Origin of the sequence: Nostoc sp., assembly GCF_036919675.1 — a bacterium.
In the GTDB taxonomy this organism is placed as follows: domain Bacteria; phylum Cyanobacteriota; class Cyanobacteriia; order Cyanobacteriales; family Nostocaceae; genus Nostoc.
In genome coordinates this window covers 22,368-36,249 of the sequence record NZ_JBALCP010000034.1, presented here as the reverse complement: position 1 = coordinate 36,249, position 13,882 = coordinate 22,368, and the positions used below count along the sequence as shown (strand labels likewise).

Genomic DNA, 13,882 nt, shown 5'->3' with positions numbered 1-13,882 from the left:
TTTCCTAAATGCGTGTTTATATAAATGATGTCTGGTCAGTGTTCCCTATAGTTTATATTTGGTTACTTGCTAAAGACCAGCACTTAGCTGTTACATAGAACTGAACAATTGGCAAGAGGCAACTAACTAATAACTGACAAATGCATATATTCCGATCTTCTCAGATCGCGTTACCACTGGTAAAGCTTTTTAACGTAAATCTTCAAAAATCGAAGCCGACTACAGCCTTCTATGCAAGTTCGGATAAGTCTTTTAGGCTTTTTTAAATCAAAGTGCGACGCCAATAGCGTTCGCGCAGCGTCTGGTAGAGAAGCGTTAGCGAGTCTTCGTTCGCGCAGCGTCTCGTAAGAGACATAGCCCACACTTCTCTAAGAGACGCTCTTGCTAGCTTGCTTCCCCGTAGGGGTACGACAAAGCTCAGTGACCATCGTAGACATCACGCTAGCATGGTCTAGTACCGGACAAAAACCGTTCAAGAGGTTTCCTCTAGTGGAAAAATATCTCCCCGCAAGTAGGACTCAAAGTTTTTCTTAAAGTATTGAATGCTCGTAACATTCGGTTCATCGCTTTCCGTTGGCGTGAATTCATAAATTGGTACTTTTTCTCTCACCAGCTTGACCAAGCTAGGATGAAGCTGCTCAAAAGAATCTACTCTAAATATTGTGGTTTCAAATCTTAATTTAGCTGGATGAGCATATCCTAACTTCATCCAGGGTACACCAAGGACAGTCCCTCGCCCACTTAGCAGGAGGGACTTCAGTTGCATCAGGTCGGCAAGTATTTGATATAAAGTGCTTAACTCGCTTAAACTTTTATCCAGGGCAATAGTCTGAATATTTACTATCTCCTGCTAAGGGATGGGAATATTCTAAAGGAATTTACATGACAGAGGTAATATATCCAATTTCTTTGGTTTAACGCACCAATTCCCAAAATCGATGTCAAGGAAAAGGTAGCCATTAGTAGAGTGAGGAGCATTGTAGGCGATTTTGGCAGGGGTAGCAGTGTGGAGAGGATCAGGGGCGATCGCAGTCCACCACACCTCCAATGAGAGGAAAGGAATATCTAACACCTGTAGCCATCGTATAATAGGAATATTAAAAAGCTTTTGTCAACTTCTCAATCAGAAAAACGATGAATTCACAAGATAAAAACTGGGAAAATTTATTTGGATGTATCACGACACAAGGTAGTGCTTGGCACGGAATATGGACGATGTATTCTCTAGATAAAAAAGTTTTGAATTCATTTAAATCTGTCAGGAAAATTCAAGCTAATGAAGAGAAAACATTGATTACTCAAACTAATAAATATAGCTATTCTGATGGAACGGAATCAGAAAAAACTTGGCAGATTGAAAAGCAAACTTGTAGTCAACCTGATGGAGTTATATACCCAACATTTTTATCGATGAGGGCAGTGTCCTTTGGTGAGGGTAAGAGTGCCTGGGTATCAAAAAAACTGGAAGCTGGAAAAAAATTTGTTACAGAGTTATTTTTCCGATATCAAGATTGGCGAACTAGTGTAGCTAGTATCTATGCTGAGAGTGGCAATTTAGAGAGAATTACGATAATTAACGAGCATCTAAATAGCTTTTCCAATAGATCAGCCAAAGCCGAAATAGAAAACTTTTCTGGAAAGTGGAGCGGACAAAAAGAGTATATGAATAGTGATTTACAAATATCGGCTTCAGCAGAAAATAAAGAGCTTGTGTTAGAGCCAACAGAACAAAAAAATAAGACGATATCTTTGCCAGATGATATTGCTGTCAATGTACCTGAAAAGGTGAATATTGGAGAAGAATTTGAGATAGTATGTGGGAAGATGGTTACGAAAAATGAGTATAGAAGACTGACAGTTAAATATGATAATTCGGGAGCATTCGCCATGTTGATTTCCGAAGTTTTTAGGCGACAAGAACAATAAAACCAATTTCAGGCGCTCGCACCAATTTCTCGGCTCTAAATCAATAGTACAAACTGCACATCAAAGTGTATATTGTGTTCAAACTAGGGAGAAAAAGGAAGCTACAGTCCGCAACGTGTTAAATTTAACTCTAATTAAACTGATTAACTTTTTGTGACATACTTATAAATTATCCCGCCCACTTACTTACTTATCTTCACATAGTTTAGTTTTTTTCAGCCGTTCTACTTAGTCTAAACTCCAGTGAAAAGCAACTGCATTTTTTGGTAGTTCAATCAATAAACATCATTTACTGCTATTTCCCAGTCACCAGTCCCTAGTACGATAGTAAACGTGACCTCTGAGCAATTATCCAAAAGCTATTTACAGATCAATGGATAAACGTTTTTTTAAAATGTTTGGGCTAACAGAAGATCAAGCGATCGCAATTATCGATACACCATTAGAACAACTTGAAGACGCTTCTGATAAGTATATTGCTGTTTCCCATCTAATTAACTTCCCGACTGAGCAATCGATCGCGGCTTTGGTGCGGGCGATTGAAACCAGTAACCCTGATGAGTTAGACCACCGGATTGTTCGACGCAAGGCTGTGGAAAGTCTGGGGCGATTACAGGCCGAATCAGCTTTACCTGTAATTCGGCAGTGTCTTAAAGATGATGATATTTATACTGTTGAAAATACCGTGTGGGCGATCGGGGAAATCGGGACTAAAGATCCAGAAATCCTCGAAGAAGTGGCGCAACTGCTCGATAAACCAGGTCAAATCTATCGAGTGATTATTCACACCCTAGCTAACGCTAACTATCAGGCATCCCTAGAACGTGTTCGGAAATTTACCCAAGCTGAGGATGAACCTACCCGTAGTGCAGCGATCGCTACAGTTTGTCGGTTCACAGGTGATTACTCCCAAATCACTGAGGTGATGGCGCTGCTACAAAGTTCTAGCGTCAATGCCCGGCGCGGTTGCATTCAAGACCTGATTGATTCACACTACTACAAAGCCATCCCAGAAATTGCCCGTTGTCCTGTATCTTTAGTATTTCGGTTGCGAGGATTGCGGATGCTTTTGGATGCAGGTGTTCCTAGTGGTGAAATTACCTTCACAGAAATTCAACCTTACTTAGAGCAAGTACTCTACGATCATCCCAACGACCTTGATTTAGTACATGAGTATGACCTTACCCCTGTACTAGACTTTGTCATTAACGAACTCTATGAAACAGATTTTGGACGGTGTTATTTAGCGACAAAAACCTTACTGGATATCTATGCACAAGAAGCACCAGCAGCACTTCTAGCAACTTATTCTGACAAGGCATATAACGATTATGGCGCTCATTATCATGTGATGAAACTTTTCGGCTGGCTGAAATATGCTCCCGCCTACGATTTGTTAATAGAAAACCTGTATAACCGCGAACCTCAGTTTCAGAAATCTCGTGCGGCTTGTGCGATCGCTCTTGGTGAATTGGGTGATTCACGAGCAATTCCTGAACTCAAAATTTGCCTAAATACGCCAATTTGGGACTTGAAATATGCTTGTTTATTAGCGCTAAACCGCTTAGGAGACTCGTCCGGTCGGGAAATTTGCGCTCACGATGGTGACTGGTTAATTAGAGCAAAAGCGACGAGTACTCAATAGTTAGGAGTTATAAGTTATTGATATTTTAAATCATCCAGAATAAGCAGAAATCAATTAGGTTTCTGCTAATCTAACCTTGTCAAGATTTGGCCTTCAATTAGTATCTCATACCAATTCTTTGTGAAGCTGCACAAAATCAATCTTGGTGAGACAAGGGGCTTAAGCTCCTTGTTCGGGAGCAACCTCACAGATAATCGGTATCAGTTCATTTTTGCAAAGACTTTTTTCCTTAGATTTGTAATTAATGGTTTTTCAAGATAAGAATGGATTACGCATCCCATTACTACTGCTATTACAACAATTAGAAATGCACCAACATTGTAATATATGCTGGGATTTTGAATGAGGTATAGAATATTTAGTTTTTCTGTAACTTTAGTGAAAATGTTGCTTATATTACTTAAGAAAAAACCGTGCGTTAAATATATAGAATAAGACGCATTTCCTATATAAATTAGAATTGGTGGTATATTGATTGTCTTTGATACTTCTAAATAAACAGATCCTATAATAAGGATCATAAACGGAATACCATAAGCTACTAATGAGGAGGTACCGGAAACATTAAATTCTCCATATTTTGTATTTATAACTGATAAAACCAACATAAAAATTGAAGCGTAAATTAATGATGCTGCAAACTTGAATTCGTATTTAGATATAGTATAGGCAGCTAAACAACCCAGCACAAACTCTAGATTATGTTCGTCAAATATAAACCTCGGTAGAAAATTTTCGCCGATTGGTAATAAATCGAAAAAATTGAGAATTATGCCAATGATCCAAGCAAAAATTATCGACTGGCTGATTTTTGTGTTTTTCAATATTAGTAGACCGAATATACAGTAGAAAAAAACTTCATAACTAAGCGTCCAACTGACACCAATAAAAGTAATCTCTAGAATAGAACGGTCTTGGGGTAGCAAAAAAATAGCCTTGATAATTTCGTCTGCACTTCGCTGATAAATGCTATTTTTATTAGTATTAAATAGAGAAACTAAAATTTTGATGGCTAAGATGCTCCAATATAATGGATATACGCGAATAAATCTTTTAAAAAAGAAAGAATTAAACTTATTCGGTTTGCCTATATCAGATTGATGAATATAAAATATAATAAATCCACTGAGTACGAAAAAAAAATCCACGCCTATCCAACCAAAATGAAATATTTGCAATAAATCATCTTGGTGCATTTTACGAGAAAGTATTCTATTCGCGTGGGTTAGAACTACCAATATAGCAGCGACACCACGATATACTTGTAGCAAATTTATTTTTTTGTTCATAGCATTTCCAGGGTTAGTTGTAGTAACTGAATAAATCATTTAAATCAGTAAATGGCAAAGGTAGTCTGACTGTTCACTTTTCCCCTCAAGTAGTAACTTCACAAGTAGCAGAAATATGAGGAGGTAATATTGTTCTACATCGTCTTTGCTGAGTCGATTCACTTTGGTTTTAATTACCTGACTGAGGTATAGGTATACTAACATGTAAATGAGCTGCTACATCAGGGAATATACAGTTAATGATAGATAATTATGGACTCAGTGAGCGAATATAGCCCTGAGAAATAAACCCTTGAGTCGGCCAGATAAAGTTAGAAGCAGCGATAAGAGTTTGCCCAATTGAGGAACCGTCTGCTAACTGTGTTAGAGCAGATGTAGTTGTAATTAATCGGACTTAGACAAAAAATAGCCACAAAAAACACTCAAATGTATATACAGAGAGACTTTGACATCGTTTTGCCTAGTTGATTCATATATCTGGGTTTCAAACATTTTTGAGCCGTTATTGTATTTTCCTTGCCCTGTATGGGTTTGAGGCTTGTTTCTGCTTCAAAAATGTTTAAGTCCCGTTAATAGGGTAATTAAGGATATTAACCCAATTAGTCTATAACTACGGTATCGATAAATGCTAACTTTTTCATAAGTTCAAGCCTGTTAAAACAATTAGGACTTACGTACATACGAACTCTTCTCTACGAAAGGCTCTGCGTAGCTTCTCGTAGAGAAGAGTTAGAGAAATTAAGCTTTTTAGCAATTTTTGCGTAAGTCCTGACAAGAATTCAGACACTTTCTGATTATTTGCTGTTTCAAGCTGACTCGGAAAATATCAGGAAATTAAATTTGTCAAATTGGCAAGTTTCTGAAACAAAAAAACTCATGAGTAGCATCTTCAGACTAATCTGAACAATGCTCTCACGAGTTACAAAAAGTAGTTATTTAAGCGGCTCAGGGCTTGCTAGTGGTGACTGCTTGGTTTAACACTAACTCTGGTTGTGGTATCTCCTCTTCTTCTTCTTCTGGCAAACCGTAAATTGATCTGTATAGCTTCACGTACTGCTTGGCAGATTGATACCAACTAAAATCTTGACTCATGCCGCGTTTTTGTAGTTCTTGCCATTGCGGTTTGAAACGGAAGCCTTCCCAAGCCCGGATCATACAGGTGAAAAGGTCTAGCGGTTCATAGCGATCAAAGCAATAACCAGTACCTGCGGCATTTTCGGGGTCGTTATGCGTTACCGTATCAACTAATCCACCTGTGCGGCGGACAATGGGTACAGAACCGTAGCGCAAAGCCATCATTTGGCTAATACCACAAGGTTCAAAACGACTGGGCATTAAGAAGGCATCAGTACCAGCGTAGATCCGGCGAGACAGGGCATCGTTATACAGTAAGTAAGTTGCCATGCGTCCGGGAAAGCGGGATGCTAATTGCCACATCTGAGTTTCATAGTAGCGATCGCCTGTTCCTAACAGCACAAACTGTGCATCTGTATAAGACAGGAAGCGATCGAGGATTTGTAATATCAAATCAATGCCTTTTTGTTCCACTAATCGCGTCACAATCCCAATAAAAAAGGCTTTGGAGTTGACTTCTAACCCTAGTTCTTCTTGCAAAGCAATTTTGTTGGCCTTGCGTTTATCTAAAGTAGCAGTACTGAAAGTTTGGATAATATATTTGTCGTTCTCTGGATTATAAACTTCAGTATCAATACCGTTGATAATCCCAGATAATTTCCCGCTAATAAAGGATAGCAAACCTTCTAATGTTTCACCGTAAGTAGGTGTCTTAATTTGTTCGGCATAGGTGGGCGAAACTGTATTTACCTTATTAGCAAATTGCACTGCCGCTGCCATTACGTTGTGTCCTTGCATATACCAGGGACACCAAGTAATTCTCTCTAAATACCAACGCCACGGCCCTTGATAAGCCAGATTATGAATGGTAAACACTGTGCTGATATCAGGATCTTGGTGCATCCACACGGGAATCATCCCTGTGTGCCAATCGTGGCAATGGATAATTTCTGGCTTCCAGTAATTCCAGGCAAACTCGGCTGCACCATTAGCAAACAAAGTGAACCGCCAATCTTCATCATCTCCAGAATAAATGCGGCGGGGCATGAAGGCGGGATGTCCGAACAAATACAAGGGAACATCAGTACCAGGCAGAACACTTTCGTATACTGCAAAGTGCTGGAACATGGCATCTCCCCACCAGATGGGTTCTTGGGGAATTTCCATTTTGTCTGGCAGGAAGCCGTAGTAAGGCAAGAATATCCGCACATCATGCCCCATTTCTCTCAGAAATTTGGGTAATGCCCCGACAACATCACCCATTCCTCCTACTTTCGCAATGGGTGCTGCCTCTGCTGCAACAAATAGAATCCGCATGGTAATTTTTGCTTCCCTGAGATTGTCAAATTCAGTCTATGATCCCGACCAACGCGATTTGTCGCGTCTGGCACATATGAGAGTGCAACGGCGATCAATTCTTATCTAATCACATCGGCTTGCCCAATTGCTTAAGAACCGCGCTGAATCACCGCAAAAATTTCTGATAAAATTTCTTGCGCTCCCTGTTGCCGCAACACTTCTGCTAGTTCTATGCCTAGCGCTTCGGCATTGTTGGCAATGCCTGTGACGGTATCTTTTACGAGCTTTTGACCATCTACACTGGCGACTATCCCTGTTAAGGTCAAATTATCACCAGATATTTCTGTATTTACACCAATAGGTACTTGACAGCCGCCCTCTAGAGAGCGTAGAAAGGAGCGTTCGGCGAGACAGCGATCGCGTGTTTGGGGATGTTCGATCGCTTTAAGTAGAGATAGCAATTCACTATCATCAGCCCGGCATTCAATACCCAAGGCTCCTTGTCCAACAGCGTGGAGGGAGATATTTGCGGGGAGAATTTGATGAACGCGATCGCTCATTCCCAATCTCTCTAACCCTGCTGCTGCCAAAATCAAAGCATCGTATTCGCCTGCATCCAGTTTTGCCAACCGTGTAATCAAATTTCCCCGCACATCTTTAAATGTAAAGTGGGGGAAGTGGTGGCGTAACTGTGCTAACCGCCGCAGCGAAGATGTACCGATTACAGCACCTTCGGGTAAAGTATCGATTTGTTTATCTTTGTGCTTTTCATGCACCACTAATGAATCTGCTGGATTTTCCCGTTCAGTGATTGCTGCCAGTGTTAACCCTTCTGGTAAATGAGTCGGCAGATCCTTGAGGGAATGAACGGCAAAGTCAATCTCCTGATTGAGCATTCCGACTTCAAGTTCTTTAGTAAAAAGTCCTTTATCGCCAATCTTAGCTAATGCTACATCCAAGATTTTATCGCCTTGGGTAGACATGGTGTGGACTTCAAAAGTGATATCAGGAAAGCTTTTCTGGAGTTGCTCTTGTACCCAGTAGGTTTGAACCAGAGCAAGTTGGCTTTTGCGTGAACCAATCCGAATAGTGCGTGGGGGACTAGAAACAACTGAAGTCATAAAACAATATATCAAACTAGGCGATAAATTCAACTCTCATCTAGACTACCGTAGTCAGGGACTCATACCAATTTTGGATTTTGGATTTTGGATTTTGGATTACAATTCTTTACCAAAGGCTGGTTTGAGGAATCTCGAACAATACTACTTGGTACAGCATTTCGTTAAATTCGTAGCAAATTAAACTTGGCAATACCTAACAACGCCAATGTGTCCGCTGACAATGCCAATGCGTCTGCTGACAATGCCAACGCGTCTGCTGACAATGCTAATGCGTCCGCTGACAATGCCAATGCGTCTGCTGACAATGCTAATGCATCCGCTGACAATGCCAACGCGTCTGCTGACAATGCCAACGTGTCCGCTGACCCTAACTGTTTCACAAAGTCTGCCACACATGGTTCTGCATCAGCTTATTTAACATTAGCGATGGCGCGGGCTTTCCCTAATGAATAAGCTTGATTATACTTTTTAGGAAACATTCTGCGTCACAATATTGAGTAGTTAGTCTCCTTAAGTGGGCTTTATCCATGACTGCTAACTCTGATTCTGGTTGGGATTTGTCAGTTGATAACCGTAATGGTCAACTTACTCTTGTCGTCGAGGTTAAGAGTAAACTTAATGCATCACCAGAATGGGCAGCGAGACTTCGACGCAATATCCTTGCACACGGAACTTTTCTAGTGGCTCCTTATTTTCTAATGGTGTTTCCTGATCGATTTTATTTATGGACTGATGCTGATGTCCGACTAGATCAGAGCGAGCCAACTTATACCATTGATGCACAACCTATTCTTCATCGTTACTTTGAACAGGCTGGAGTTAAGGCTGATCAAATCAGTGGGCAAAGCCTTGAGTTAATTGTTGCATCCTGGCTTGGAGAAATTATTCATTCTGAAAAAACCCCCGAAGATATAAATGAATCTCAGCAATGGTTAATTGATTCAGGATTATACGCTGCCTTAGCTGGAGGCAGGTTTTTGATCATATAAGGCGGTTGCGTGAATATTTACGTTGAAACTAACTTCGTCTTAGAACTAGTCTTTGAGCAAGAACAGTGCGTAAGCTGTGAGCAGATTCTGCAATCTTGTGAAATAGGGCAGGCAAAACTTATTATTCCAGCTTATAGCCTTGCTGAACCTCATGAGAAATTAAGTCGTCAGGCAAAGAGTCGCCGGGATTTGCAGCAATTGCTCGATGCTGAGTTGCGGCAGCTTTCACGTACAGCATCTTATGTAAGTCGGATCAAAAGTATCCAAGATATTGCTAGCTTAATGGTGCAGAGCAATGAAGAGGAACGGCAACGTTTTGTTAATTATCGAGAGCGGCTTTTTAACATTGCAGAAGTTATTGCACTCACTGCCGATATCTTAATTGAGGCAGCGTCCTGCGAAGCTACTTATGATTTGAGACCACAAGATGCTTTTGTCTATGCATCGGTCATCAATCATCTGCGTCAGTATCAACCACAACTAGCATGTTTTCTTAACCGAAACTCAAAAGACTTTGATAGTCCTGATATTGTTGATGAACTAAATCGATTTAATTGCAGAATGATCCCACGATTTGATCACGGCTATAGTTTTCTTCAATCTCAACTTTGACCGTAGTACTTAGCAGTATGATTGTTAGTTTACTCCATCTTTCAGTAAGAAGAGGACACAAATATTATCATGTTATCTATCTGTGTTCAACATTAAGTTCCTGCGGGGTTGTTGCAAAAGCAGTACTTTGAAGTTATTGGTGGAGTGCTTTTGAGTTAGTGCTATGTATAGGCAATCGCTTTTTTGCATTCAGCTAGTGGCGAACGTTGATAAACTGGATATAGGACTTTCAAAATAGCAAAAGTCATGAGTGTTGCAAAATCCGCATCCCTAACCCTAGAGGAGTTTCTGAAGTTACCAGAAACAAAGTCTGCAAGTATTTATATTGATGGTGAAATTAGCCAGAAACCAATGCCGAAAACCCGCCACTCCCGACTTCACTGCTGAAGTAGGCATGAGGTTCTCCTTCCGCGAAGATTTCTACTATTTCTCCCTTTAGAAGTTCCATACGCCGATCATCTAGGATACCTGCCGCGATCATGCGGTAATATTCATTTATTGTCCACTTCGCTGTAGTTACGGTCATGGAAACACTTTTTTATCGTATTTTACCTCACATCGGAATGGATGCGGAAAAATCGGTAAATATCAAAAAAATTAACAGTTTTTATCGAATTAAGGGTCGGCTTTGAGATATTCCTGTAATTGTTGAGTACGCAATTTAGTGGAATTTTCTAGACAACCAAAATAAATGGTTGCGGCAATACTTCCTCCCTCATATCTGCTTCTCTCAAACTCACAATTGGTATCTCGAAACTTGATCCATGCTACCTGTGCAGCAATCAATTTCTGTTTCCTAGAGCTTTCTAACGTAGATAGCAATTGTTGATAAACTCGACTCAGTTTTTTATCTGCATTCTGATAAGATAACTTCTTGCATTCATTAATTGCTGCTTGAATTTGAGGATTATTGCAGTTAAGCCTTTGAACTAAGCGCATTGGTAAATCAGGCGTTGTGCCTGCTATTGTCATGGTGGGGGTATCTAAACTGCTGAGAGTTAGCATACTTGCCAAAACTAGTAATAATTGACGCATGGCAAAATTGTTATTGTTTAGGTATAGACAAAAGATACCAAAATACGCGTCAGCATTGGTATGTTCCAACGCAGAATACTTCTGAACTTTTTACAAAAGGTAAACCAGCCGTCAGATGGAAGTCGAAATTTCACAACAATGCTAAAAATAATTTGGTATTTTAGTAATCTAAAGTTTAGCTTTTATATTTTATGAATCGTTCCGCCTGCCTCATTTTCAATCCAGTTGCGGGTCAGGGTGACCCAGATTTAGAACTAGCAGAAATTCGGACAATATTAGAGTCAGAGATTGACCTAGATATTTATCTCACAACTGAAGAAATCGACGCTGACGAACTGGCCTATGCAGCGGTAGCGAGGGGTGTAGATGCAATCATTGCTTCAGGAGGAGATGGCACCCTCTCAGCGGCGGCAGCGGCTTTAGTGAGTACTGATATTCCATTTGGGATCATTTCCAGAGGAACAGCAAACGCTTTTGCCACAGCTTTAGGAATTCCTGACACGATCGCAGCTGCGTGTCACACAATTTTACAGGGAGGAACCCGCAGTGTAGACGTAGCCTATTGCAACGATCAGCCAATGGTACTCTTGGCAGGTATTGGCTTTGAAGCTGAAACTGTAGAATTGGCAGACCGAGACGCCAAGAATCGCTTTGGGATGATGGCCTACGTCTTAGCTGGAATTCAGCAACTGAGAAACTTAAAAAACTTTGATGTTGAAATTGAAACTGAGGACAAAATAATTAAAACTAGTGCCTGTGCAGTAACAGTAGCAAATGCTGCACCTGCCACTTCTGTCTTAGCTCAGGGCCCAGCAGGTCTGGTTTATGATGATGGGCTACTAGATTTAACGATTGTAGCTTCAGTTAATAAGGCAGGAGCGATCGCTGCTACATTTCATCTATTTCAAACGGCTTCTACAGGTAACGCCGTAGATCGGGATGATATTGGCTTCCTGCGAGCCAAACAATTTAAAATTACGACTAATCCACCACAAAAGGTTGTTCTAGATGGTGAAATAGTGGGCACAACTCCAGTAGAAATTAAGTGTGTTCCAGCAGGCTTGAGAATTTTTGTGCCATTAGTAGAAGAAGTTGAGCCTACTGAAAAACTAGAGGGACTCCCCAACCTGATTATTGAGATGAAAGACACAGTAGGAGAATAAGGGCATGGGGCACTTGTACTGAGCGACTTGCCTTGAGCGAAGCCGAAAAGAGCCGAAGTATGGGGCATGGGGAGAGACTTGCTACAACCTTGCTCCCCTGTCCCCTTTAATTGAAGATTCAGGAGTAGGTTGCATTGAAACTTGTATCTGATCCAGCGATCGCTAACAAAATTAGTAAAATGAATCAGCGGGTACGGTGGCAAGATCCGTTAATTGTGGAACGGAACATCGACCAAACTCGGCTGGTGCTAGAAGATGGTCAAGCAGATAATCCGGAGTTCTCATTTTTAGTTATAGGTGATAGTGGTTCCGGCCAGCACCGGGGACACAATCCCCAGCGACAGGTAGCTGAACTGATGCTGCCCCATCACAACGAATCCCGTTTTATGCTGCACATGGGGGATGTGATCTATTTAGTAGGGTCGAGTGAATACTACCACCAGAACTTCATCCAGCCTTACCGAGAGTTTATTTTGGGCGGAGAGCATCCCAAACGGATTGCCTATGACCAGATGATTTTTAAGCTGCCCATTTTACCTGTACCAGGAAATCACGATTACTATAACTTGCCGATTTTATTGAGCTTGGCGTCCCTAACAACATTACCCCTTCGTGGCCTGTTGCGATCGCGGTTAGACCTAGATGTGGGCTTGCATGGCTCAGGAACCGGTGACGCTTACGCACGGGCATTTCTGGACTATCTTAAGGCGTTTCAGCTTCCAGGAGAGTTAAATCATCATTTAGATCAGTACTACACAGCCAAGACAGATACAGGTCGTTGTCTTAGCTATGAACCTGGGCACTTCACCCGCCTTCCCAATCGCTACTATACTTTTCGCTATGGCGGTATAGATTTCTTTGCCTTGGATTCTAATACATTTAACGATCCACCACCGCTACCCAAAACAAAAAAAGGTGAAGCCGATCGCAAAGTTTTAGAAAAACGCCGTGAAGATTTAGAGCAAGAAAAGCTGCAAATCGTTGAAACCTCAGCCAAGCTTCGTCCAGAAATCCCCACCGAAGCCGACCAATTAGACGACTTCCACGCCAAGCTGTCACAAATTGAAGAAATTATTGTTGATATCGATAAGCAACTAGCTGCTGATAAAACAACGCTGACTGATACTGAACAACTGGAGTGGCTGAAGCAAAGATTAATTGAATCTTGGAATAATCCTGAAGTTCGGGGAAGAGTGATTTATTTCCATCATCCTCCCTATGTAACTGAGGCGACAAAGTGGGAACAAGCACAAACTCTGATAATTCGCGATCGCCTCCGTAGTGTGCTGGATGCGGTAGCTAAAAAAATAGGTTCCCTAACTCAGGGGCGTCCTTTGGTTGATTTGGTATTAAACGGTCACGCGCACTGCTTTGAACACCTGGAAACAATAGATACGGGACATGCTGATTCTCATATTCACTGGATTATTTGTGGTGGTAGCGGGTTTAGTTTGCGACGCCAGCGGATTGAGGGAGCAGATTTAATGGAGACTTTTGGGAACGAAAATAGATTAGTGGCGCGATCCCATCTCTTCATTGGTCGCAACGGTCAAGGTTTTCAGAAGCGACGACCTTACTCAGGTTTACGCATTGACGTTAAAGGCGAACATCATCCCAAGTTCATTGTCCGTCCCTTGGTTGCTGAATGGCATCAGCGACAATGGCATAATCGGGAACTTGAGCCGCTGATCATCTAGTAACATACTTCTGGAAATATTAGCCCATA

13 protein-coding genes and 1 pseudogene are annotated in these 13,882 nt (G+C 41.2%); 7 read left to right on the top strand and 7 right to left on the bottom strand.

All coding sequences use genetic code 11. The annotated features are described in order from the left end of the window. Nucleotides 1-472: 472 nt before the first annotated feature. Nucleotides 473-766, bottom strand: coding sequence for a DUF1838 family protein (locus V7K49_RS05680; protein WP_335204836.1), 294 nt, complete (start codon nt 764-766; stop codon nt 473-475). A 368-nt stretch (nt 767-1,134) separates the two neighbouring features. Here V7K49_RS05680 and V7K49_RS05675 point away from each other — a divergent pair, with 368 nt between their 5' ends. Together V7K49_RS05675 and V7K49_RS05670 are read left to right on the top strand one after the other, a co-directional pair. After that, nucleotides 1,135-1,926 (top strand): DUF3598 family protein, encoded by a 792-nt coding sequence (locus V7K49_RS05675; RefSeq protein ID WP_335204835.1) that lies wholly within the window; start codon nt 1,135-1,137, stop codon nt 1,924-1,926. Between the two features lie 373 nt (nt 1,927-2,299). Next, the gene (locus V7K49_RS05670; RefSeq protein ID WP_335204834.1) at nt 2,300-3,571 is read left to right on the top strand and encodes a HEAT repeat domain-containing protein; all 1,272 of its coding nucleotides are present in this window, start codon (nt 2,300-2,302) and stop codon (nt 3,569-3,571) included. A gap of 200 nt (nt 3,572-3,771) precedes the next feature. On the opposite strand, the gene V7K49_RS05665 is transcribed toward V7K49_RS05670, so the two are convergent. The 4 genes from V7K49_RS05665 to V7K49_RS05650 all read right to left on the bottom strand — a co-directional run bounded on the left by V7K49_RS05665 (nt 3,772) and on the right by V7K49_RS05650 (nt 8,749). Next, a complete protein-coding gene (locus V7K49_RS05665) occupies nt 3,772-4,860 on the bottom strand; it encodes an acyltransferase family protein (RefSeq protein WP_335204833.1) in 1,089 nt (362 codons plus the stop codon). Nucleotides 4,861-5,805: 945 nt separating this feature from the next. Next, on the bottom strand, nt 5,806-7,251 hold the full coding sequence (gene glgA, locus V7K49_RS05660; RefSeq protein WP_335204832.1) for a glycogen synthase GlgA: 1,446 nt from the start codon (nt 7,249-7,251) through the stop codon (nt 5,806-5,808). Nucleotides 7,252-7,382: 131 nt separating this feature from the next. Further along, on the bottom strand, nt 7,383-8,354 hold the full coding sequence (hemC, locus tag V7K49_RS05655; protein ID WP_335204831.1) for a hydroxymethylbilane synthase: 972 nt from the start codon (nt 8,352-8,354) through the stop codon (nt 7,383-7,385). 164 nt (nt 8,355-8,518) lie between these two features. Continuing rightward, on the bottom strand, nt 8,519-8,749 hold the full coding sequence (locus V7K49_RS05650; RefSeq protein WP_335204830.1) for a hypothetical protein: 231 nt from the start codon (nt 8,747-8,749) through the stop codon (nt 8,519-8,521). Between the two features lie 135 nt (nt 8,750-8,884). Between V7K49_RS05650 and V7K49_RS05645 the strand changes: the two genes are divergently transcribed. The 3 genes and pseudogenes from V7K49_RS05645 to V7K49_RS05635 form a co-directional block, all read left to right on the top strand. Beyond that, complete coding sequence (locus V7K49_RS05645) at nt 8,885-9,346, top strand: hypothetical protein (protein ID WP_335204829.1); 462 nt, start codon at nt 8,885-8,887, stop codon at nt 9,344-9,346. Between the two features lie 9 nt (nt 9,347-9,355). Further along, the gene (locus tag V7K49_RS05640; RefSeq protein ID WP_335204828.1) at nt 9,356-9,958 is read left to right on the top strand and encodes a PIN domain-containing protein; all 603 of its coding nucleotides are present in this window, start codon (nt 9,356-9,358) and stop codon (nt 9,956-9,958) included. 246 nt (nt 9,959-10,204) lie between these two features. After that, nucleotides 10,205-10,336, top strand: a pseudogene (locus V7K49_RS05635) (Uma2 family endonuclease); the annotation flags it as partial. Here V7K49_RS05635 and V7K49_RS05630 read toward each other — a convergent pair. Together V7K49_RS05630 and V7K49_RS05625 are read right to left on the bottom strand one after the other, a co-directional pair. Beyond that, nucleotides 10,296-10,484 (bottom strand): hypothetical protein, encoded by a 189-nt coding sequence (locus V7K49_RS05630; protein ID WP_442948640.1) that lies wholly within the window; start codon nt 10,482-10,484, stop codon nt 10,296-10,298. The pseudogene V7K49_RS05635 and the gene V7K49_RS05630 sit on opposite strands and share 41 nt — an antisense overlap. 89 nt (nt 10,485-10,573) lie before the next feature. Further along, complete coding sequence (locus tag V7K49_RS05625) at nt 10,574-10,993, bottom strand: lysozyme inhibitor LprI family protein (RefSeq protein WP_335204827.1); 420 nt, start codon at nt 10,991-10,993, stop codon at nt 10,574-10,576. Nucleotides 10,994-11,184: 191 nt separating this feature from the next. On the opposite strand from V7K49_RS05625, the gene V7K49_RS05620 reads away from it, so the two are divergent. Together V7K49_RS05620 and V7K49_RS05615 are read left to right on the top strand one after the other, a co-directional pair. Continuing rightward, on the top strand, nt 11,185-12,156 hold the full coding sequence (locus tag V7K49_RS05620; RefSeq protein ID WP_335204826.1) for a YegS/Rv2252/BmrU family lipid kinase: 972 nt from the start codon (nt 11,185-11,187) through the stop codon (nt 12,154-12,156). 134 nt (nt 12,157-12,290) lie between these two features. After that, complete coding sequence (locus tag V7K49_RS05615) at nt 12,291-13,853, top strand: metallophosphoesterase family protein (RefSeq protein WP_335204825.1); 1,563 nt, start codon at nt 12,291-12,293, stop codon at nt 13,851-13,853. Nucleotides 13,854-13,882 lie beyond the last annotated feature (29 nt).